The 21,625-nt window shown below is 71.7% G+C and carries 17 protein-coding genes and 2 pseudogenes; 9 read left to right on the top strand and 10 right to left on the bottom strand.

Features of this window, described 5'->3' with window-relative positions:
• The first annotated feature begins 7 nt into the window (after nt 1–7).
• Both MMR14E_RS12170 and MMR14E_RS12165 read left to right on the top strand, forming a co-directional pair.
• Complete coding sequence (locus MMR14E_RS12170) at nt 8–721, top strand: ABC transporter ATP-binding protein (protein ID WP_012319018.1); 714 nt, start codon at nt 8–10, stop codon at nt 719–721.
• Nucleotides 722–1,156: 435 nt separating this feature from the next.
• On the top strand, nt 1,157–1,417 hold the full coding sequence (locus MMR14E_RS12165) for a hypothetical protein (protein ID WP_331314565.1): 261 nt from the start codon (nt 1,157–1,159) through the stop codon (nt 1,415–1,417).
• 170 nt (nt 1,418–1,587) lie between these two features.
• Here MMR14E_RS12165 and MMR14E_RS12160 read toward each other — a convergent pair.
• Nucleotides 1,588–2,924: pseudogene (locus MMR14E_RS12160) on the bottom strand (glycosyltransferase).
• Between the two features lie 439 nt (nt 2,925–3,363).
• Here MMR14E_RS12160 and dnaE point away from each other — a divergent pair.
• On the top strand, nt 3,364–6,882 hold the full coding sequence (gene dnaE / locus MMR14E_RS12155) for a DNA polymerase III subunit alpha (protein WP_331314564.1): 3,519 nt from the start codon (nt 3,364–3,366) through the stop codon (nt 6,880–6,882).
• Here the strand turns inward: dnaE and MMR14E_RS12150 are convergent.
• The gene (locus MMR14E_RS12150) at nt 6,879–7,502 is read right to left on the bottom strand and encodes a hypothetical protein (RefSeq protein ID WP_331314562.1); all 624 of its coding nucleotides are present in this window, start codon (nt 7,500–7,502) and stop codon (nt 6,879–6,881) included. The two genes, dnaE and MMR14E_RS12150, sit on opposite strands and share 4 nt — an antisense overlap.
• A gap of 145 nt (nt 7,503–7,647) precedes the next feature.
• Between MMR14E_RS12150 and MMR14E_RS12145 the strand changes: the two genes are divergently transcribed.
• Nucleotides 7,648–7,821 (top strand): hypothetical protein, encoded by a 174-nt coding sequence (locus MMR14E_RS12145; RefSeq protein ID WP_331314744.1) that lies wholly within the window; start codon nt 7,648–7,650, stop codon nt 7,819–7,821.
• A 138-nt stretch (nt 7,822–7,959) separates the two neighbouring features.
• Here MMR14E_RS12145 and MMR14E_RS12140 read toward each other — a convergent pair whose 3' ends face one another.
• Entirely contained in the window at nt 7,960–8,655 is a 696-nt protein-coding gene (locus tag MMR14E_RS12140; protein ID WP_331314560.1) for a gamma-glutamylcyclotransferase, read from the bottom strand.
• Between the two features lie 20 nt (nt 8,656–8,675).
• Nucleotides 8,676–9,077, bottom strand: a complete 402-nt coding sequence (locus tag MMR14E_RS12135) for a hypothetical protein (protein ID WP_331314558.1) — start codon at nt 9,075–9,077, stop codon at nt 8,676–8,678.
• A gap of 137 nt (nt 9,078–9,214) precedes the next feature.
• Here MMR14E_RS12135 and recO point away from each other — a divergent pair, with 137 nt between their 5' ends.
• Both recO and parC read left to right on the top strand, forming a co-directional pair.
• Nucleotides 9,215–9,934: a DNA repair protein RecO gene (gene recO / locus MMR14E_RS12130; RefSeq protein WP_331314556.1), complete on the top strand. Its 720-nt coding sequence runs from the start codon at nt 9,215–9,217 to the stop codon at nt 9,932–9,934.
• A 250-nt stretch (nt 9,935–10,184) separates the two neighbouring features.
• Nucleotides 10,185–12,431 carry a DNA topoisomerase IV subunit A gene (parC, locus tag MMR14E_RS12125; RefSeq protein ID WP_331314554.1) on the top strand — a complete coding sequence of 749 codons (2,247 nt, stop codon included), beginning with the start codon at nt 10,185–10,187 and terminating at the stop codon, nt 12,429–12,431.
• A 545-nt stretch (nt 12,432–12,976) separates the two neighbouring features.
• Here the strand turns inward: parC and MMR14E_RS12120 are convergent.
• From MMR14E_RS12120 to lexA, 4 genes are all read right to left on the bottom strand, one after another.
• Nucleotides 12,977–13,861 carry a DNA-3-methyladenine glycosylase family protein gene (locus MMR14E_RS12120; protein ID WP_331314552.1) on the bottom strand — a complete coding sequence of 295 codons (885 nt, stop codon included), beginning with the start codon at nt 13,859–13,861 and terminating at the stop codon, nt 12,977–12,979.
• A 64-nt stretch (nt 13,862–13,925) separates the two neighbouring features.
• Entirely contained in the window at nt 13,926–15,215 is a 1,290-nt protein-coding gene (gene gltA / locus MMR14E_RS12115) for a citrate synthase (RefSeq protein WP_273563803.1), read from the bottom strand.
• 288 nt (nt 15,216–15,503) lie between these two features.
• Nucleotides 15,504–16,931 (bottom strand): glutamate--tRNA ligase, encoded by a 1,428-nt coding sequence (gene gltX / locus MMR14E_RS12110; RefSeq protein WP_331314550.1) that lies wholly within the window; start codon nt 16,929–16,931, stop codon nt 15,504–15,506.
• Between the two features lie 332 nt (nt 16,932–17,263).
• Nucleotides 17,264–17,992, bottom strand: coding sequence for a transcriptional repressor LexA (gene lexA, locus MMR14E_RS12105; protein ID WP_331314547.1), 729 nt, complete (start codon nt 17,990–17,992; stop codon nt 17,264–17,266).
• A gap of 249 nt (nt 17,993–18,241) precedes the next feature.
• Here lexA and MMR14E_RS12100 point away from each other — a divergent pair, with 249 nt between their 5' ends.
• On the top strand, nt 18,242–18,691 hold the full coding sequence (locus MMR14E_RS12100; protein WP_331314545.1) for a hypothetical protein: 450 nt from the start codon (nt 18,242–18,244) through the stop codon (nt 18,689–18,691).
• A gap of 18 nt (nt 18,692–18,709) precedes the next feature.
• On the opposite strand, the pseudogene MMR14E_RS12095 reads toward MMR14E_RS12100, so the two are convergent.
• Nucleotides 18,710–18,939, bottom strand: a pseudogene (locus MMR14E_RS12095) (hypothetical protein).
• A gap of 146 nt (nt 18,940–19,085) precedes the next feature.
• Between MMR14E_RS12095 and MMR14E_RS12090 the strand changes: the two are divergent.
• Together MMR14E_RS12090 and fae are read left to right on the top strand one after the other, a co-directional pair.
• A complete protein-coding gene (locus MMR14E_RS12090; protein WP_331314540.1) occupies nt 19,086–20,261 on the top strand; it encodes an NRAMP family divalent metal transporter in 1,176 nt (391 codons plus the stop codon).
• Between the two features lie 62 nt (nt 20,262–20,323).
• Nucleotides 20,324–20,863 (top strand): formaldehyde-activating enzyme, encoded by a 540-nt coding sequence (gene fae / locus MMR14E_RS12085; protein ID WP_020092273.1) that lies wholly within the window; start codon nt 20,324–20,326, stop codon nt 20,861–20,863.
• Between the two features lie 251 nt (nt 20,864–21,114).
• Here the strand turns inward: fae and MMR14E_RS12080 are convergent, their stop codons facing one another.
• Nucleotides 21,115–21,582: a hypothetical protein gene (locus MMR14E_RS12080; protein WP_331314537.1), complete on the bottom strand. Its 468-nt coding sequence runs from the start codon at nt 21,580–21,582 to the stop codon at nt 21,115–21,117.
• Nucleotides 21,583–21,625 lie beyond the last annotated feature (43 nt).

Raw genomic sequence — 21,625 nt, 5'->3', positions numbered from 1 at the left:
GCATCCGATGAGCGATTCGAGCCAGACAGCCGGCGACCCGCCGGTTCCGGCCCTGTTCTTCTCCCGCGTCGAGCGGCGCTACGCCCAGGCCGAGGGTGCCCTGGAGATCCTGCGCGGGGCCGACCTCGCGATCTGGCCGGGCGAGCTGGTGGCGCTGGTCGCGCCGTCGGGCGCCGGGAAGTCGACGCTGCTGCATCTCGCCGGCCTGCTCGAGCGGCCCGACGGGGGCGAGATCTACATCGGCGGCCACCCGACCGCCGCGATGGCGGATGCCGAGCGCACCCGCCTGCGGCGCGAGGAGATGGGCTTCGTCTACCAGTTCCACCATCTCCTGCCCGAATTCTCCGCGCTGGAGAACGTGGTGATGCCCCAGCTCATCCGCGGCCTGAAGCGCCCGGAGGCGAAGGCCCGCGCCACGGAACTCCTGAGCTTCCTGGGCCTCAAGGAGCGGCTGCCGCACCGCCCCGCGGAGCTGTCGGGGGGCGAGCAGCAGCGCGTCGCCATCGCCCGGGCCGTGGCCAACGGCCCGCGCCTCCTCCTCGCCGACGAGCCGACCGGCAACCTCGACCCCGGGACGGCGGGCCACGTCTTCTCGGTCCTGATGGCGCTGGTCCGCGCCTCGGGGCTCGCCGCCCTGGTCGCGACCCACAACCTGGAGCTGGCCGCCCGCATGGATCGGCGGGTCACCATCCGGGACGGGCTGATCACGCAGCTCGACTGAGCCGCGCCCCGTCCGGGCCGGTGTCCCGCGCGGCGGCGCAGTGACGGCACCACCGTCGTCGCGAACAGCGCGCGGTCGTTCGGGGGGCACGGCGCGTCGCCTGGCCGTACCACCCTGGGTCGATTCCTGGTCGGACCATGACGGAGCCCCGTCGGGGCAGCGCGTCCCGTGCGCGGGACGGTGCGCAGCTCGGCGGTCGTCCCTCGAACGCCGCGCACCGCCAGCCTCGATCAACCACAAGGCGCAGTGATCCGGGACCGTGGCCTGCCCGGGTCCGTGGGCTCACGCTCCCCGCAAGTGCACGCGATTTTTAATCCGTCGCGCCGCGTGCGGCGCGTCACGTCGCGAAAGACACCGGCTCCCTACCTTACGATCACGCTAGATAAAACAGAGCCGAACAACCGTCCTGTACTGCGTGATCTCTGGAGCACCACCATGAAGACCCGTATCGCCGTCGCCGTCACCGCACTTATCCTTGGCGCCGCTCCGATCTCGTCCGCTCTGGCGGCGAACGGGGCCCGCTGGACGGGCCTCGCGCCCTACGAGGTCGAGACCACGGGCTCGCTGGGTCTCGGGGTCCACGACGATCCCAACTATGTCGGCTGTCCGCTGAGCTCGGCCGCCGAGGGCAACGCCAACCAGCAGACCCGGCCGGTGAAGCAGTACGGACAGACCGCCGGCGGCTACCGCTGCTGAGCCGGCGCGAGGACGGATGAAGCTCAAGGCTCTCTCCTACGTCATGATCGGCGCCTTCGTGAGCGGCCTGCTCATGACCTTCGTCGGTTCGGCCACCGCGCTGCTCGGGCAGTGATCGGAGGGCGCCGTCTCCCTCGGGAGGCGGCGCCGCCCGCGTTGGGCCGGCGCGGTCAGAACGCGCGGGACGGGCCGGGGCCGGCCTCGGCGGCCGTCAGCCGCTCGACGTAGTCGCAGGCATCGCGGATGGCATCGGGGCCCTCCGCCATCCGCGCCCGGGCCGCCGCGCAGGCCCGCGCCANCGCGCCGCCCGCGCCGGCCGGAACGCGCGCCGGCTCAGGGTGGCGCCGAGATCCCGGTCCTTCAGCCGCCGCCCCTCGTCGAAATGGTCGAAGGCCACCGGCACCACGAGCTGCGGGACGCCCGCGGCCAGGGCCTGCGCCACCGTGCCGACGCCGCCGTGATGGACCAGCGCCGCGCTGCGCGGCAGCAGCGCGCTCAGGGGTGCGTAGGGCAGATGGATGATTTCGGCCGGCAGCGGCCTCGGGATCTGCCCGCCCTGCGGGGCGAGCAGGACGCCGCGCCGGCCCATGCGCCGGCACAGCCGTACCGCGGTGTCGAAGAAGCCGGCGCCCTGGCGCATGGCGGAGCCGTAGGTGAACACGATCGGCGGATCGCCCGCGTCGAGGAACGCTTCCAGTTCCGGCGGCATGGCCGCCACGTCGCCGAACCGGTCGACCAGCGGGAAGCCGAGCTGCACCGCCTGGCCCGGCCAGTCGGCCTGCGGCTCCGCGTACCAGTCGGGGAACATGAGGAGCATGCCGGTCGGACTGTTCCACCAGTGCCGCAACCGGTAGACCGGATCGAGGCCGAGACGCGCCCGCAAGGCGTTCAGCGGCGGGAGGGTGAACGGGCCGACCGCCACCTTGTCGACGCCGAGATTCACGTAGGCCCGCAGGGCGGCCGGCAGGACGCGCGGCAGCGGCAGGCCCGGCAGACGCGGCGGATCGTACCGGCTCTCGATCAGGAACGGCATGACGTGCAGCGTCGCGGTCGGCAGATCGTAGAGGTCCTGCGCGAGCCGCGCCCCCCAGCCCAGCGGCGAGGCGACCACCCGCAGGTCGATCCCCCGGGCGCGGGTCGCGCCGAGCCACAGGCAGGCCGGCTCGGCCACCTGCAGGGCGTAATCGAACATCGGGCGGAAGCCCTGCTGCGGGTGCCACAGGTCCGGCTGGCGGATCACCGCCTCGTAATCCGCCACCGTGCCCAGCGGCTGGAAGGCGAGGCCGGCCCGGCGGGCCATCGCCTCGAACGGGGCCGGGGCCGCCAGCGAGACGCCGTGACCGCGCTTCAGGAGCTCGTGGCCCAGCGCGATGAACGGCAGCACATCGCCATGGGTGCCGACGGCCACGAGGGCGACGTCGAACCGTTCGACCGTCCGGTGCGCGGGAATGGCGTGCTCCTTCGAACCCCCCAGCCGGTGACGAGCTCGTCTCGAAGGCGGGGGCATGCCAGCCCGCCCGATCCGCATCAAGACACTTTTTACCCTATCGAAGAAACGGGGCCGCGCTGTGGCCCGCAGACCTTCCCGAAGAACAAAACATGAACATACTGGGACCGGAACACGGGAGGCAGGTCGATGCTGAAGCGGATGGTCCTGACCGGAATGGTCGAGTTCATGGCGTTCGGGATGCTGTTCGCGGCGGTGGGCGCCTGGGCGATAGCCTTGGCACCGGTTCGTTAGCCGGATTTTTCCGAAGACGACCCGGTTCCCGCCGCGGGCGGGTTATGCACAGGCGATCGCCGCGCGGACGCCGATTGTCCACAGGGCCGGGCCGAACTGGTGCTTCCGGGGCACGACCGGTGGATATCGTCCTCCGCCCGCCCGGCACACGTCGACTTGAGGCGGGCGAGCGGGGATGCTGCCCGACCCCGGAACAAGGTCGGCCATGCCACGCCAGCTCAAGGAGGTCGGATTCGTCCACCTCCACGTCCACTCGTCCTATTCCCTCCTCGAAGGGGCGCTGAAGGTCGGCACCCTGATCAAGGCGGCGGTCGCCGACAGGCAGCCGGCCCTGGCGCTCACCGACACCAACAACCTGTTCGGCGCGCTGGAATTCTCCGAGAAGGCGGCCGGGGAGGGCGTCCAGCCGATCGCCGGCGTGCAGCTCTCGGTGGCGTTCGAGGCCGCCGACCCGCACCAGCGCCAGGCGCCGACCAGCCACGGCATCGTGCTCCTCGCCCAGGACGAGACCGGCTACGCGAACCTGCTGCGGCTGGCGAGCCGCGCCTATTTCGACACGGCGCTCGGCGAGGCGCCGCGCCTGGATGCCGGGGCCCTGGCCGGCGCCTCGGAGGGGCTGATCGCGCTCACCGGCGGGATGGCGGGGCCCCTCGACGCGGCCTTCCGAGCGGGACGGCCGGAGCTGGCCCTCAACCGCCTGAAGCGCCTGAAGGAGACGTTCGGCGAGGACCGGCTCTACGTCGAGATCCAGCGCCACGGCCAGTCCGAGGAGGGGCGGATCGAGACCGCGCTCCTCGATCTCGCCGGCCGCCACGGCCTCGGGATCGTGGCGACGAACGAGCCCTACTTCGCCAAGCCCGACGATTACGACGCCCACGACGCGCTGCTCGCCATCGCGGAGGGCCGCCTCGTCTCGGACGAGCGCCGCCGACGGCTGACGCCGAGCCACGCCTTCAAGACCCGGGCCGAGATGGCCGAGCTGTTCCGCGACCTGCCGGACGCTCTCCAAGCCACGGTCGAGATCGCCATGCGCTGCGCCGTCCGGGCGCGGACCCGCAAGCCGATCCTGCCGAATTTCGGCGCCGTGGCGGCGGGCGAGGCGCCCCCCATGGCGGAGGCCCTGGCGGAGGCGGCGGACACCAACGTGCAGGCGGTCTCGGCCGACGAGCCGACCGAGCTGCGCCGGCAGGCCGAGGCCGGGCTGGAGCTGCGCCTGAAGCAGCACGGCACGGCGCCGGGCTTCTCCGAGGAGGATTACCGCAAGCGCCTCGAATTCGAGCTCGACGTCATCGTGAAGATGAAGTTCCCGGGCTACTTCCTGATCGTCTCCGACTTCATCAAGTGGGCCAAGGACCACGACATCCCGGTCGGGCCGGGCCGCGGCTCCGGCGCGGGCTCGCTGGTGGCGTGGTCGCTGCTGATCACCGATCTCGACCCGCTCCGGTTCGGCCTGCTGTTCGAGCGCTTCCTCAACCCCGAGCGCGTCTCGATGCCGGATTTCGACATCGACTTCTGCGTCGAGGGCCGCGAGCGGGTGATCAAGTACGTGCAGCAGCGCTACGGCGAGGGGCAGGTCGGGCAGATCATCACCTTCGGTACGCTGCTCGCCCGCGGCGTGCTGCGCGACGTCGGCCGCGTGCTGGAGATGCCCTACGGGCAGGTCGACAAGCTGACCAAGCTCGTGCCGCAGAACCCGGCCAACCCGGTGACGCTCGCCCAGGCGATCGAGGGCGAGCCCAAGCTCCAGCAGGCCATGGAGGAGGAGCCGGTCGTCGGCCGCCTCATCGACATCTCCAAGAAGCTGGAGGGCCTGCACCGCCACGCCTCGACCCACGCGGCCGGCGTGGTGATCGGCGACCGGCCGCTCGAGGAGCTGGTCCCGCTCTACCGCGACCCGAAGACCGGCATGCGGGTCACCCAGTTCAACATGAAGTGGGTCGAGCAGGCCGGGCTGGTGAAGTTCGACTTCCTGGGCCTCAAGACCCTCACCATGCTGCGCTGCTGCACCGATCTGCTGAAGCAGCGCGGCATCGACATCGACCTCGCCTCGCTGCCGCTCGACGACCCGAACACCTACGGGCCGATGGGCCGGGGCGAGACGGTCGGCGTGTTCCAGGTGGAATCGGCCGGCATGCGCAAGGCGCTCTGCGAGATGCAGGCCGACCGGCTGGAGGACATCATCGCCCTGGTGGCGCTCTACCGGCCGGGCCCGATGGCCAACATCCCTGTCTACTGCGAGCGCAAGCTCGGCCGCGACGCCGGCAACGAGGCGTCTTGGTACCCGGATCCGAAGCTGGAGCCGATGCTGAAGGAGACCTTCGGCATCATCGTCTACCAGGAACAGGTGATGGAGATCGCGAAGGTGCTCGCCGGCTACTCGCTCGGCGAGGCCGACATGCTCCGGCGCGCCATGGGCAAGAAGATCCGCGCCGAGATGGACGCGCAGCGTGACCGGTTCCTGAAGGGCTGCACCGAGCGGGGGCTGACCAAGGCCAAGGCCAACGAGATCTTCGACCTCTTGGCCAAGTTCGCCGATTACGGCTTCAACAAGAGCCACGCGGCGGCCTACGCGCTGCTGACCTACCAGACCGCCTACCTGAAGGCGAACCACCCGGTCGAGTTCCTGGCCGCCGCCATGACGCTCGACATCGACAACACCGACAAGCTCGCGGAATTCCGCCAGGACGCGCAGCGCCTGAAGATCACGGTCGAGCCGCCCTCGATCAACACCTCGGGCGAGGTGTTCGAGGTGCGCGACGGCAAGATCTTCTACGCGCTCGCCGCCATCAAGGGCGTCGGCCGCGAGGCGGTGCGGGCGCTGGTCGAGGCCCGCGGCGACCGGCCGTTCAAGGACCTCGCCTGCCTCGCCCGCCGGTTGAACCCCCGGATGATCAACAAGCGCACCCTGGAGAGCCTGGTCCAGGCCGGGGCCCTCGACTGCATCGAGCCGGACCGGGCGCGCGCCTTCGCGGCGGTCGAGCCGATGATGAGGCTCGCCGCCAGCGCGGCGGAGGCGGAATCGGCCGGCGTCACCGACATGTTCGGCGGCGTGGTGGCGGACGACGTGTCCCTGCGCATCCCGCCCCACGAGATCTGGCCGATGGCCGACACGCTGAAGCGCGAGTACGCGGCGATCGGGTTCTTCATCTCGGGCCACCCGCTGGACGAGTACGGCGACCTGCTCGACAAGCTGCGGGTGCAGAGCTGGACGGATTTCTGCCGCGCGGTGCGGGCCGGGACCTCGAGCGTCGGCCGGGTGGCGGCCTCGGTGCTCGACCGGGCCGAGCGGCGGACAAAGACCGGGAACAAGATGGGCATCGTCACCCTGTCGGACCGGACCGCGCATTTCGAGGCGATCATCTTCTCCGAGGGGCTCGGCCAGTACCGCGACATCCTGGAGCCGGGCCGCCCGCTGGTGCTCCAGCTCCAGGCGAACCTGGAGGGCGAGGACGTGCGCGCCCGCATCCTCACCGCGGAGCCCCTGGACCAGGCGGTGGCGCGCCACCAGAAGGGCATGCGCATCCATCTGAGCGACCCGCGCGGCGTCGCTCCGGTGCAGCAGCGCCTGTCGATGCGCGGCGAGAGCGAGGTCTCGCTGATTCTCAAGCTCGACGGCGGCGAGCGCGAGGTGGAGATCCGGCTGCCGGGCAAGTTCCAGGCGAGCCCGGCGCTGGCCGGCCAGCTCCGGACCGTGCCGGGGGTGGTGCAGGTGGAGGTGAGTTAGAACGGCGCCGCGAGGCAGCCGGTCAGGGCGCCCTTCAGCGCGGCGGCGTCGGCCTCCGCCACCGTGAACGCCGCCGTCAGGGTCGGGTCCTCGCCGCGCGGGCTCGCCTGCGTCCAGGTCAGCTTGGTGCCGGGCTGGACGAGGGCCAGGGCGACCCCGCGCAGCGGATCCTCGCCGCGGCGCGCGCCCGTCACCGTCAGGGTGAAGCCCGACTCCGGCCCGGTCGCGGCGCCCCGCACCGGCATGCGCGCGGAGCGCACGCTGCCGGCGCTGGACACCAGGAGGCCCGTGAGGGGCTTCTCGCTCTCGGCCCCTTCGAGGCCCGCGAAGTCGAAGCGCGGCGCCAGCTCGGCGAAGCGCGGCACGGTCAGGGCCGCCGACAGGCCGGTGCCGGCCGGATCGCAGGCGACGTGCAGGGTCGCCGGCCGGTGGTCCACCGCGAGGGTCGCGGTACCGGTCAGGTCCGCGCTGCCGCCGGGCCCCCGGGCGCTGCCGGCGAGCAGGGGGGTCCGGCCGGTGAGGATGTCGGACAGGCTCTCCCCGCGGCTCAGCGGCCCGGCCAGGAGTGCTGCGGCGGCGATGACGACCACCGCCAGGGCCACGCCGATCCGGAGCCGCATCCTATCCTCCCCCTGTGGACATCACGGGCGGGCGGCATAGACGATCGCGGCCGCATCGCAACCCTTCCTTCACCACGCCCGCGGGAATCCGACCGCCCGCGCGCCCGCGTGCACCGCAGCAACTCCGTAAAAACCGATCGTTCCTATGCACCGTCGCTCAAGCCTGAGCGTCGCCATGCGCACGAAGATCCTGCTCGTCCTCACCCTCCTCGTCTACGTCACCACCGGCCGTGCCCCCGGCATCCGGGAGCCGCGCAACCCGGACGCGGAGCACGGCGGCGGGCGCCTCGTGGTCGCGACCAAGCGCGCCTGGATCTGAGCCGCGGCCCGGTCGAGGAAACCGCCATCGCGACGGGAGCGAGGCGCCCCGGGACAGCCCCACATCTCCGCGTCTGGCGCCGGTGGATCGCCGCGCTCGCGAGGGCGGCTGCTCCGACGGGATCGACAGGAGACCGTCTCACGCCGCAGGCGCGCAGGCCCTGAGCCGCGCGGCCACCAGGGCCTGGAGGTTCCAGAGGTGGCGGTCGCGGATGCCGAGGCGCTCGCAGGCCTCCACGGTCCGAAACAGGTACTCGGCGCTCGGCCCCTTGTGACCGCAGGCCGCGGCGATCTTCTCGGCGATCTCGGTATCCGAGAGGCGGCCGGCGTAGCGGTCGCTGGCCCGGTTGGCGAGGAAGGTCAGGGCCGGGACGGTCCCGGCCTCGGTGGCGACCGGCAGCCAGCGGGCGACGTAGCCGCGGCCGCGCATCTCGCGGCGCCAGACCGGCATCAGCGCCTCGCGGATCTCCATGCCGGGCAGGCGGAAGGCCACGCCCCGGCACAGACCGCCGCGGTCCAGCGCCAGGACGAAGCCCGGCCGCTCCGGAGTGCCGCGGAAGCGGCGCTGGAGCAGGCAGAAGCGGCGGTGGAAGCCGCGCACCGTCCCGATCCGGCGTTCGGCCACCGGGAATTCCGGATTCCACATCAGCGAGCCGTAGGCGAAGACCCAGAGGTCGCTGCCCTCGCGCCCGGCGACGATCGCGTCGAGCCCGGGGCGCAGCTCCGCGTCCGAGAGAACCTCGAGGGCGCTCGGGTCGTCGGGGATCGGGACGGCGTGGGCGCGGGCGATCAGGTCGAGGCTGAGGTCGAGGGTGCGGGCGGGCGCGGCGGGCATGGGCCGTCAACGCCCAGGCCTCACGGCTTGTTGCCCAGCGCGTCGAGTTCGGGGAAGGGCCGGGTGCGATGCCCGATGCAGACCTCGTCGTCGTCGAGCACCGAGAGCCGGTCGTTCTCTGCGACCAGCGCGACCCTCGGGCGCTCGGGCTTGCCGAAGGTCCGGCCGTACATGCGACCCGAGACGCAGTAGATCACCCGGCCGCCCTCCGCGATCGGCCCGGCGATCCGGCTGCCCGCGAACCGGACCGGCAGCAGGGACGCCGCGCCGAAATCGACCTGCCTGAGCGCCAAAGCGGCGATGCGCCGGAGGAGGGCCGGGGAGGGGACGGCCTCGGCGGCGGGCTCCGGTGCCCGCGGCGCGGCCCGCGCACCGGCGGCGAGGAGGACCAGGAGGGCGGTGAGGGCGGCGCGGCGCGGCATCGGTCACCGCTACCCGGCCAAGGCTGCCCGGGGCTTGGCACCGCGCGGGGCAGCGCCGACGGCCGCGACTCCCTATATGGGGGGCACGCGCGGCGCGCGCCTCTCACCCGACTCCTCTCACGAAGACGCGACGTTCGATGCAGTGGACCGACGACGCCCTGGTGCTCGGCCTGCGCCGGCACGGGGAGACCGGCGTCATCCTCGAGGCCATGACCGAGGCCCACGGGCGCCATCTCGGCCTCGTGCATGGCGGCCGCTCGCGCCGGATGCAGCCCGTGCTGCAGGCCGGGAACCGGGTCCGCCTGACGTGGCGGGCGCGGCTCGACGAGGGGCTCGGCGCCTACGCGGTCGAGCCCCTGGATTCGCAGGTCTCGCGGCTGATCGGATCGAGCCTCGCCCTCTACGGCATGAACCACATGGCGGCCCTGCTGCGGCTGCTCCCCGAGCGCGACCCGCATCCGGCGCTCTACGAGGCGGCGGGGATCCTGATCGAGCATCTCGACGATCCCGCCGTCGCGCCGCCCCTGATGGTGCGGTTCGAGCTGGCCATCCTGTCGGAGCTCGGCTTCGGCCTCGACCTCACCGCCTGCGCGGCCACCGGCGGCAACGATGGCCTGGCCTACGTGTCGCCGAAGAGCGGCCGGGCGGTCAGCGCCTCGGCCGGCGAGCCCTACAGGGACCGCCTGCTGGCGCTGCCGACCTTCCTGCACGCGGGCGGATCCCCCGGTCCCGACGGCGTTGCGCAAGGGTTTACCTTGACGGGGTACTTCCTCGACCGGCACGTCTGGGGCCCGCGCGGCCTCGGGCCGCCCGAGGAGCGGGCGCGATTCGTTGCGCTCGGCCGCGAGGCCGGGTAATGTTCGTGTTCTGTTCCAATCACGCCCGGGCCTGAGCGCCGCTCGACCCGGGACGAACAAACCCGTCATTCCGGGGCCGCGGAGCGGAGCCCGGAATCCAGACGCGCGCGCGACCCGGCAGGATCGTCGGTCTCCTCCGGGACGGCAGGCGGGTCTGGATTCCGGGCGCGCCTCCCGCGCCCCGGAATGACGGACCGCTGCATGAGGTGGCGCGGCCGTTCGGCGGCCCCGCCCTGAGACAGGAGCCGTCATGGGCCAGCCCTTCGAGCCGCCGTCCGGCGACGGGATCGAGAGCGTCGAGCTGAAATCCGCCCTGGAGGAGCGCTACCTCGCCTACGCGCTCTCCACGATCATGCACCGGGCCCTGCCGGATGCCCGCGACGGGCTGAAGCCGGTGCACCGGCGCATCCTGTACGGGATGCGGCTGCTCCGCCTCGATCCGACCACCGCGCACAAGAAGTGCGCGAAGATCGTCGGCGACGTGATGGGCGATTTCCACCCCCACGGCGACCAGGCGATCTACGACGCGCTCGTCCGGCTCAGCCAGGACTTCGCCCAGCGCTACCCGCTGGTCGACGGCCAGGGCAATTTCGGCAACATCGACGGCGACGGCCCCGCCGCCTACCGCTACACCGAGGCGCGGCTCACCGAGGTCGCACGCCTGCTCCTCGACGGCATCGACGAGGACACGGTCGATTTCCGGCCCTCCTACAACGGCGAGAAGGAGGAGCCGGTCGTGCTGCCGGCGGCCTTCCCCAACCTGCTCGCCAACGGCAGCCAGGGCATCGCGGTCGGCATGGCGACCTCGATCCCGCCGCACAACGCCGCCGAGCTGTGCGACGCCGCGCTCTACCTGATCAACCACCCCGAGGCGACCTCGGGACAGCTCGCCAAGTTCGTGCAGGGGCCGGACTTCCCGACCGGCGGCATCCTGGTCGACTCGGCCGAATCGATCGCCGAGGCCTACCGGACCGGCCGCGGCGCCTTCCGGGTCCGCGCCCGCTGGGCCAAGGAGGATCTCGGCCGCGGCACCTGGAACATCGTCGTCACCGAGATCCCCTACGGCATCCCGAAGGGCCGGCTCATCGAGAAGATGGCCGAGCTGCTGCAGGAGAAGAAGCTGCCGCTCTTGGCCGACGTGCGCGACGAGTCGGCCGAGGACGTGCGCGTGGTGCTGGAGCCGCGCTCGCGCACGGTCGATCCGGTGATCCTGATGGAGTCGCTGTTCCGGCTCACGGAACTCGAGACCCGCATCCCGCTCAACCTCAACGTCCTGGTCGGCGGCCTCGTGCCGAAGGTGATCGGGCTCGCCGAGTGCCTGCGCGAGTGGGTCGACCACCGCCGCGTGGTCCTGCAGCGCCGCTCGCGCTACCGCCTCGGCCAGATCGACCGGCGCCTGGAGATCCTGGGCGGGTTGCTCATCGTCTACCTCGACCTCGACGAGGTGATCCGCATCATCCGCGAGGAGGACGAGCCGAAGGCCGCCCTCATGGCCCGGTTCGAGCTGACCGAGGTGCAGGCCAACGCGATCCTCGACACCCGGCTGCGGTCCCTGCGCAAGCTGGAGGAGATGGAGCTGAAGCGCGAGTTCGAGGCGCTCACCGCCGAGAAGGCCGAGATCGACGCGCTGCTGGCCTCCGAGCCGGCGCAGTGGAAGGCGATCCAGGCGCAGATCCGCGCCGTGAAGAAGACCTTCGGGCCCGAGACCAAGCTGGGCAGGCGCCGCACGACGCTGGCGAGCCCGCCGGATGTCGGCGGCATCGACTTCACCGCCGCCCTGGTCGAGCGCGAGCCGATCACCGTGATCGTCTCGACCAAGGGCTGGATCCGGGCACTGAAGGGCCACGTCGCCGATCTCTCGGGCATCGCGTTCAAGGGCGATGACACCCTGAAGATCGCCTTCCCGACCGAGACGACCCAGAAGATCCTGCTGCTCGCCACGAACGGGAAGGTCTTCACCCTGGAGGCCTCGAAGCTGCCGGGCGGGCGCGGCTTCGGCGACCCGGTCCGGCTGATGGCCGACCTCGACGACGGCACCGAGATCGTGGCGGCGCTACCCTACCGGCCGGAGACCAAGCTGCTGATCGCCGGCTCCGACGGGCGCGGCTTCGTGGCGCCCGCCGACGCGCTCGTGGCCAACACCCGCAAGGGCAAGAGCGTGCTCGGCCTCGACGGCGACGCAACCGCGGCCGTGCTGGTGCCGGCCGAGGGCGACCACGTCGCGGTGGTGAACACCGAGAAGCTGCTCCTGATCTTCCCGGTCTCCGAGGTTGCCGAACTCGCCCGCGGCAAGGGGGTCCGGCTCCAGCGCTGCCGCAGCGGGACGCTCCTCGACGCGCACGTGTTCAAGCTCGCCGACGGCCTGCCCTGGCAGGACGGCTCTCCGGAGGGCCGACTCGCCAACGCCTCGGTGCTGGAGAAGTGGCTCGGCCACCGGGCCGAGGTCGGGCTGATGATGGCGCGCAGCTTCCCGAAATTCGAGCGGTTCGGGCGCTGAGAGAGGGCGGGAGGGTGACGGGCTTCCAACCCGTGCCCTCATCCTGAGGTGACCGCGTCAGCGGGCCTGGAAGGGCGCATCTGACATGCTCCGGCGCCTCGGGATCAAGAGTGGGTGCGATGAGTCCTATGTCGGTGCGAACGCTGGTCTAACCAGAGCGCACCCAGGGCCAGCACGCCCCCACCGATTGGGACAGCGAGCAAAAGGAGAAACTGGGCTGTCGTCATGGGCGAAGGTTCCGCAAGGCGTGCCTCACGACCCAATGTATGACGCCAGTCATGATCCAGCCAATCGCCATCGCGACGAGTACGGGCGCGAAGTGAGGGCTATCCGATAGCGCAGTCGAGATGAACGGCGCGAAACCACCCACAGCGAAGATCGCGACAGCGAGACCATTGGCGTAGGTCGACGTGAACTTGATGCGCTCGTTCGCGACGAGCTTCCCGTACGCGTCCTCGTCCCCGTCCGACATCGAATCCGAGCCCCCGACCGGCACTGGCGTCAGCCCACCCTGGCGATGTGGGGAACGAACGACGCCCCTCGCTTCACCGTCCCTTCGCGGCCGCCTCGTCCGCCGCCCAGAGGTGCTGCGCCGCGTAGGCCCGGAACGGGCGCCACGCCTCGGCCCGGACCAGGAGCGCAGCCGGACTGGGACGGCCGGTGCCGCTCTCCAGGGCCCGCAGCAGGCCGACATCGCCCACCGGCAGGGCGTCGGGCAGCTTGAGCGCCCGCATGGCGATGTACTGTGCCGTCCAGGGCCCGATCCCCCGGATCGCCGTGAAGCGCAGCACCGCTTCCTCCAGGCTTCCCGCCGGGGCGAACAGGTCCGGATCGGCGAGCGCCGCCGCCGCGAGCGCCCGGATCGCCGCGCCGCGGGCCCGCGGCATGTTCAGGGCCAGGGCGACATCCGCCTCGACGAGATCGTCCGGCGCCGGGAAGACATGGGTCAGGCCGCCGACCGGCGCGGCGAGCCGCGTCCCGAAGGCCGCGACCAGTTTCCCCGCGAGCCCGATCGCGGCGGCGACGGAGACCTGCTGCCCGAGGATCGCCCGGCAGCCGGTCTCGAACGGATCCCAGGCGCCCGGCAGGCGCAAGCCCGGCCGAGCCGCCACGAGGGGCGCCAGAACTGGATCCCCGGCGAGGCAATCCACGATGGCGGCCGGGTCGGCGTCGCAGTCGAACAGGCGTCGCAGGCGCGCGGTGACCGCGGGAACGTCGCCCGGATCGACGCAACGGAGCCCGACCCGTAGGCCCTCGTCCCCGGGCCGCACCGTCAGGATGCCGTGGCGCCCCGCCAGATGCACGGTGCGCGCATAGGCCGAGCCGTCGGTCTCGACCGTCTCGACACCGGGAATTGCCCGCTTGGCCAGGAAGGCGCGGATCGCCGCCCAATCGTAGGGCGGCCGAAAGGGCAGTCGGAGTTCGATCACCTCCGAAACCGCGAAGGGCGGCCTCTCGGCCGCCCCCGAATCGTATCCGAGGACAGGCTCCGCCTCAGCCGCGCTGGTCGACCGCCACGTAGTCGCGCTGGGCCGGGCCGACGTAGAGCTGGCGCGGACGGCCGATCTTCTGCGACGGGTCCTCGATCATCTCGGCCCACTGGGCGATCCAGCCGACCGTGCGGGCCACCGCGAACAGCACCGTGAACATGTCGGTGGGGAAGCCCATCGCCTTGAGGGTGATGCCCGAGTAGAAATCGATGTTCGGGTAGAGCTTCTTCTCGATGAAGTACTCGTCCTTGAGGGCGATCTGCTCCAGCTCCATGGCGACGTGGAGCAGCGGATCGTCGGTCTTGCCGAGCTCCTTCAGCACCTGGTGGGTGGTGCTCTGCATGATCCGGGCGCGCGGGTCGTAGTTCTTGTAGACCCGGTGACCGAAGCCCATCAGGCGGAACGGGTCGTTCTTGTCCTTGGCCTTGGCGACGTACTTCCCGACGTTCTCCGGGGTGCCGATCTCCATCAGCATCTTGAGCGCGGCCTCGTTGGCGCCGCCATGGGCCGGGCCCCACAGGCAGGCGATGCCGGCCGCGATGCAGGCGAAGGGATTGGCGCCCGAGGAGCCCGCGAGGCGCACCGTCGAGGTCGAGGCGTTCTGCTCGTGGTCGGCGTGCAGGATGAAGATCTTGTCGAGCGCCCGAGCGAAGACCGGGTTCACCTCGTACTCCTCGCACGGCACCGCGTAGCACATGCGCAGGAAATTCGACGTGTAGTCGAGGTCGTTCTTCGGGTACACGAAGGGCTGGCCGATCGAGTACTTGTAGGCCATCGCGGCGAGCGTCGGCATCTTGGCGATCATGCGGATCGACGCGATCAGCCGCTGGCTCTCGTCCGTGATGTCGGTCGAATCGTGGTAGAAGGCCGAGAGGGCGCCCACCGAGGCGACCATCACGGCCATCGGGTGCGCGTCGCGGCGGAAGCCGGTGAAGAACCGGTTCATCTGGTCGTGCACCATGGTGTGGCGCGTGACCCGGTACTCGAAATCGGCCCGCTGGGCGGCGGTCGGCAGGGCGCCGAACAGCATCAGGTAGCAGGTCTCGAGGAAGTCGCCCTTCTCGGCGAGCTGCTCGATCGGGTAGCCGCGGTAGAGCAGCACGCCCTCGTCACCGTCGATGTAGGTGATCTTCGATTCGCACGAGGCCGTCGAGGTGAAACCCGGGTCGAAGGTGAAGGCGCCGGTCTGGGCGTAGAGCTTGCCGATATCGATCACGTCCGGCCCGATCGTGCCGGATTTCACCGGCAGCTCGATCGACTTGCCGTCCACGGTGATGGTGCTGGGTGCGCTCATGGATCGTGGACCCTTCTCTGGCGACGTGGCGGATGCCGGCCTCGGGCTGGCCGAGTCGGTCCCGGGGGCCTGAGCACACGCATTATGCTGCGGGTGCTCACAGCCATGGGTTACCCAAACGGCAGTGCAGCAGCAACGGGGTCGGTGACAACCCGCCCCCGTCGCCAAGCGAATTCCGCCAACCGGATTCCACCCAACGCAATCCGGGCCGGGGCCGGCAGTTCCCTGTCCGCTCCCGGTCCGGGCGCGGCGATCTCAATCCTGTCTCTGCCCTGTCTCTGCCCTGCCTCAGCCCTGCGGCGCCTGATCCCCGAGGCGCGCCAGGGTTTCCTCCCGGCCGAGCACCGCCATGACGTCGAACAGGGGCGGGGAGGTGGTGCGGCCGGTCAGCGCCGCGCGCAGGGGCTGGGCAACCTGCCCGAGCTTGCAACCGGCCGCCTCCGCGTACTGGCGCACCGCGCCCTCGGTGGCGGCCGCGCTCCAGTCGGGCAGCGCCTCGAGCACCGGCCGCACCCCGGCGAGGCGGCCGCGCCCCTCGTCGGAGAGGAGAGCGCGGGCCTTGTCGTCCAGCGCCAGGGGCCGCTGGGCGTAGAGATAGTAGGCGCTGTCGAGGAGCTCGATCAGCGTCTTGGCCCGCTCCTTCAGGCCCGGCATGGCCTGGATGAGCTTGTCCCTGAGGTCGGGCCGCAGCGGCGCCGACAGGCCGCGCTCCGGCCCGACGTTGGGCAGGATGGTCTCGATCGCCGCGACGAGGTCGGAATCGGCGCTGGTGCGGATGTAGAGGCCGTTGAGGTTGGCGAGCTTGGCGAAGTCGAACCGCGCCGCCGAGCGGCCGACCGCGCCGAGGTCGAAGGCCGCGACCATCTCGTCGGTGGAGAAGACCTCCTGGTCGCCGTGGCTCCAGCCGAGCCGCACGAGGTAGTTGCGCAGCGCCGCCGGCAGGTAGCCGAGGTCGCGATAGGCCTCGACGCCGAGCGCCCCGTGGCGCTTCGAGAGCTTGGCCCCGTCCGCCCCGTGGATCAGCGGGATATGGGCCATCCGGGGGATCTCCCAGCCGAGGGCCGAGAAGATCTGGCTCTGGCGCGCCGCGTTGGTGAGGTGGTCGTCGCCGCGGATGATCTGCGTGACGCCCATGTCGTGGTCGTCGACCACCACGGCGAGCATGTAGGTCGGCGTCCCGTCCGAGCGCAGCAGGACGAGGTCGTCGAGGTCCTTGTTGGCCCAGGTCACGCGGCCCTGGACGGCGTCCTCGACCACCGTCTCGCCCTCGGTCGGCGCGCGCAGGCGGATCACCGGCTTGACCCCGGCGGGGGCCTCGGACGGGTCGCGGTCGCGCCAGCGGCCGTCGTAGCGCGGGGCGCGCCCCTCCGCGCGGGCGGTCTCGCGCATCTGCGTGAGTTCCTCGGCGGTGGCGTAGCAGTGATAGGCGCGGCCCGCGGCCAGCAGCTCCTCGGCGACCGCGCGGTGGCGCTCGGCGCGGGCGAACTGGAAGACCACGTCGCCGTCCCAGTCGAGGCCGAGCCAGGAGAGGCCGTCGAGGATCGCGTCGATCGCCCCCTTGGTGGAGCGCTCGCGGTCGGTGTCCTCGATGCGCAGCAGCATCTTGCCGCCGGTGTGGCGGGCGTAGAGCCAGTTGAACAAGGCCGTGCGGGCCCCGCCGATATGCAGGTAGCCGGTGGGCGAGGGGGCGAAGCGCGTGACGACGGCTGAGGACATCGGTCCGGTACGTTCCGGGGCTGGTCGCGGGCGGGGCGCGACGGACGGCGAGAGGGCGGCGAAGGGGCAGCGGAGCGGCGAGGGGCTCGACAGGGCGCCCGTAGCACGAAGAACCCGCTGTAGCACGGGCCGGCGGATGCGTTAAGAATCGCCCGCAGAATCGCTCGGCCCCGACGACAGGTCGCGCGGAGCGGGGCGGCGGCGATGCGGCGGATCGGCGCGAGGCGGGCGGGCGGCGCGGTGGCGCTGCTCNAGCCGGGCGACCGCGCCGCGGAGGCCGACGCCGCGCCGGGCGGAGACCTCGCCCCCGGCGACGCGCCGGCCGAGCCGCTTCAGTAGCGGCGGACGAGGCTGACGAGGCGGCCTTGGATCCGGACCCGGTCGGGCCCGAGCACGCGGGTCTCGTAGGCCGGGTTGGCGGCCTCCAGGGCGATGGAGGAGCCGCGGCGGCGCAGGCGCTTGAGCGTCGCCTCCTCGTCGTCGATCAGCGCCACGATGATGTCGCCGGTATTGGCCGTTTCCTGCTTGCGGATGACCACGAGGTCGCCGTCCAGGATGCCGGCCTCGACCATCGAGTCGCCGCGCACCTCGAGGGCGTAGTGCTCGCCGCCGGCCACGAAGTCCGGCGACAGGGTGATGGCGTGGCTCTGGTTCTGGATCGCCGAGACGGGCGTGCCGGCCGCGATCCGGCCCATGACGGGGATCGAGATGGCGCGGCCGGACTCGTCGATCATCCGCGTGCTCGCCGGGGCCGGCGGCGGCTTGGACTTGCCGCCCTCGACCACGCTCGGCGTGAAGCGGCGCGGCTCGGCGGGGGCCTGAGTCGCCGGGACGGCCTGGGTCAGGCTCTCGGGGATGCGGATCACCTCGATGGCGCGCGCCCGATTCGGGAGGCGCCGGAGGAAGCCGCGCTCCTCGAGCGCCGTGATCAGCCGGTGGATGCCGGATTTCGACTTGAGATCGAGGGCATCCTTCATCTCGTCGAAGGACGGCGGGACACCGCATTCCTGCATCCGGCTCTGGATGAATCGCAGGAGGTCCAGCTGCTTGCGCGTGAGCATCGACGGGGGACTCGCGGCTTGGCGGACCGCCACGTGACGGTCTCCGAAACAAATCACGAACAGGTTAAACGTTCCGCAAGTGTTCCGCAAGAGCGGCACCGCTCCGCTCGGCGCGCCGCGGCGCGCCCGCGGGCTAAGGCCGAGAAACGCATTGACGGCGCAAGCGGAGCCGTTTCAATGCACCGCGGTGCCCCGCCGGGCAGGCGGCGGATCCGGGGCGCGGGCTGGGACCCTCATGGAATGACGAGGATGCGACGACCCGCGGCTCTGCTGCCCCTCGGCCTCGCCGCCCTCGGCCTCGCCGGCTGCACCACCGGGTTCTCCTACATCTCGCGGAACTACGTGGCGCTCACCCCCCAGGTCGTGACGATCGGCTGCAAGGAGCCCTACGAGGTCTACGACAACCGGCAGCTGCGCCGGATGCTGATCGTCTCCAACGCCCTGCGCGAGTACGCCGGCTGCAATCTGAGCGAGGTCCGGATCGATCCGGAGCCGGACGCCACCCGGGTGAAGCGCTTCCGCACCGCCGCCCGGGCCTATCTGGACGAGACCGTGCGCGAGGATTGCCGGGTCACCGGCGAGACCGTGTTCGATCCGCTGAAGACCGAATTCGCCTACGCCTGCGACGCGCCGATCGAGAAGCGCGGCACGGTGGTCCCCCGCCTGCCGGGCCGCAATCCGGGTCTCGGCGTGCGCTGACCGGCCGGCGGCGCGCCCTCAGGCGCCCGGTTTCGGGAAGGTCCGCTCCGCGGCGTCGCCGGCCGCGGCGAGCAGGGCGCGGCGAGCAGGGCGCGGGCGAAGGCCCGGGCCTCCGCCCGGTCGAGCACGATCGCGGCCGTGACCGGCGCGCCGCCGAGGTCGGCCAGGGCGAGTTCCAGGCGCACCCCGTCGGGCACGGCGCTCGCCTGCAGGCTCCAGCCGGAGCCCCGATCCGTGCACTCCGCCATCTCACGCTCCTCCCGCCCGCCCCGGGAAAACGCCGCAGGCGCCCGCCGGAACCGGCCGTACCCGGGACTGTTCCCGAGCCGTGCCCAGCGCTTCCCTGCCTCGCCTGTCCTCTTACCTCAAGGCCGCGGGTCCCGGACTCGTGGTGATGCTGGCCGATACCGATGTCGGAAGCCTCATCACGGCGGCCCAGAGCGGGGCGCGCTGGGGCTACGCGCTGCTGCTGCTGCAGATCCTGCTGGTGCCGATCCTGTACGTCGTCCAGGAGCTGACGGTGCGGCTCGGCACCGCCACCGGCCGCGGCCACGGCGCGCTGATCCGGGAGCGGTACGGGCCGGTCTGGGCCTGGATCTCGTACGGCGGCCTCGTGGTCGCCGGGCTCGGCGCCATCGTGACGGAATTCTCCGGCATCGCCGGCATCGGGGACCTGTTCGGGGTGCCGCGGCTCGTCAGCCTCGGCCTGCCGGCCGGCCTGCTCCTCGGGCTCGTCCTCACCGGCAGCTACCGGCGCGTCGAGGTCGTGGCGATCGTCGTCGGCCTGTTCGAGCTGGTCTTCGTCGGGCTCGCCGTCGCGGCGCGGCCGCACGTGTCCGAGATCGTCGCCTCCTTCGGGCACATGCCGCTGGACGACGGCCAGTTCCGGGTGCTGATCGCGGCCAATATCGGCGCGGTGATCATGCCGTGGATGATCTTCTACCAGCAGTCGGCGATCGTCGATAAGGGCCTGGGCTGGGAGCACGCGCGGCGCTCGCGACTCGACACGCTCGTGGGCGCGGTGGTCTCGCAATGCGTGATGGGCGCGATCCTCGTCGCCGCCGCCGCCACGATCGGCAAGGCCGGGCAGGGCAGCGCGAAGGGACTCGAGACGGTCGGCGACCTCGCGGGCGCCTTCACGCCGGCCCTCGGGCCGTGGCTCGGGCAGGTTGTGTTCGGGGTCGGCATCATCGCGGCGGCCTTCGTGGCGCTCAACGTCGTGGCCCTGGCGCTGGCCTGGGGATTCGGCGACGTGACCGGCCGGCCGCACTCCCTGGAGCAGTCGCCCCGGGAAGCGCCGGCCTTCTACGGCGCCTTCGCGCTCGCGGTCGCGGCGGGGGCGGGCGCCGTGCAGCTCGTTCCGAATCTCGTGGCGCTCAACATCGCCGTGGAGGTGATGAACGCCCTGCTCCTGCCGCTCGCGCTCGGCCTCCTGATCCTGCTCGCTACCCGCGCCCTGCCGGAGGGCCAGCGCGTGGAGGGCGCCTACAAGTGGGTGGTCTACGCGGTCTCGGGGATCACCGTGGCCTTCGCGCTGGTCGGCGTGCTCGACGGGGTCGGCCTGCTCTGAGCTCATTGACGCGGCCGGCGCGATGATGTCTCCCGCGGGCTCCGATCAGGTGGAGTTCGAACATGCAAGAGATCTGGTTCCGCACGGGCGAGGCCACGGTGCTGGCGGCCGAGGGCCAGTACACCGACGCCATGCCGGAGGTGCTGATCGGCTCGGTGCGCGGTCCGGTCGGCCAGGCCTTCGCGTCGATGATGGGGCAGGTCCAGGGCCACACGCGGATGTTCGTGGTCCGCGACCTCAACCAGCTCGTGCGCCCCGCCACGATGATGACCACCAAGGTCACGATCCACACGGCCGAGTATGCCGAGCTCCTCGGCGGCGTGGTCCAGGCCGCCACCGGCGACGCGATCGTGGACTGCATCATCGAGGGCATCCTGCCGAAGGACGGGCTCGACGAGCTGTGCATGATCATCATGATCTGGCTCGATCAGCGCTGCGCCGAGGACGACAACCTCGACCAGAAGGACCTCTACCGGACCAACTACGAGGCGACGAAGCTCGCCATCGCCCGCGCCCTCAAGGGCGAGCCGACGGTCGACGAGCTGATCGCCAACCGGAAGACCGTGAAGCACTACGCGCTCGACGGCGTGATCGAGTACTGAGCGGGCGCTCGGCGGGGCACGCCGCCCCGTCATCGCGCGCGGCGAAGCGCGCCGGGGCAGCGCGCGCTCGGTGACCGTGGCGCCGCCTGGATCGCTTCGCCGCGCCCGCGAGGACGGCGGTCCGGGGTTCGACGGGCGCCGGAACACCGCACGTCCGGGCGCGCGCCAGGGTCGTGCGGGCGTCGAGATCGGCCATCGCGCAGGCGAGACCGAAGCCGGGGAGGACCCGACGGTCGCCCCCGGTCAGGCGCCTATCCCGGCGGGATGCGCCCCACCGAGCAGAGGGTCCGCATCGTGGTGCTGCCCGGGTCGGTGTAGCAGGACGCCGACCAGCCGTTCTGCTGGATGAACGACTTGCGCCGCTCCGCCAGCGCGGTCCGGTAGGCGGTGGCGATGATCGGCTCGACGGTCGCGGCCGGTTGGCCGACGAGGATCTCGGAGGCCACCGACAGGTCGCGGAAGAAGGTCACCGAGGGGCTCGGCTCGGCGGAGGTCGCCTGCACGATCGGCTCGGCCCGGCAGGTGACGTCGAACTTGATCGGTCCGGCCATGCGGATGTCGATGCTCGGGCCGGCGCGCTTGCCGACCCGGCCGCCGATCGCGTCGGCGATCTGGCGGGTGAGGTCGTCGCAGCTGTCGGCCCGGGCGGCCTGCGCCAGCAGGGGCAGGGCCACGCAGGCGGCGAGGAGGAGGAGGCGCGGAACGGCGAAGCTCGACATCGCCGCACTCTACGCGCGGGGCGGGGCCTGTCGAGGGGCCCGG

Origin of the sequence: Methylobacterium mesophilicum (assembly GCF_036441335.1) — a bacterium.
Classification (GTDB): domain Bacteria; phylum Pseudomonadota; class Alphaproteobacteria; order Rhizobiales; family Beijerinckiaceae; genus Methylobacterium; species Methylobacterium mesophilicum_B.
This window is presented reverse-complemented; position numbering and strand designations above follow the sequence as displayed.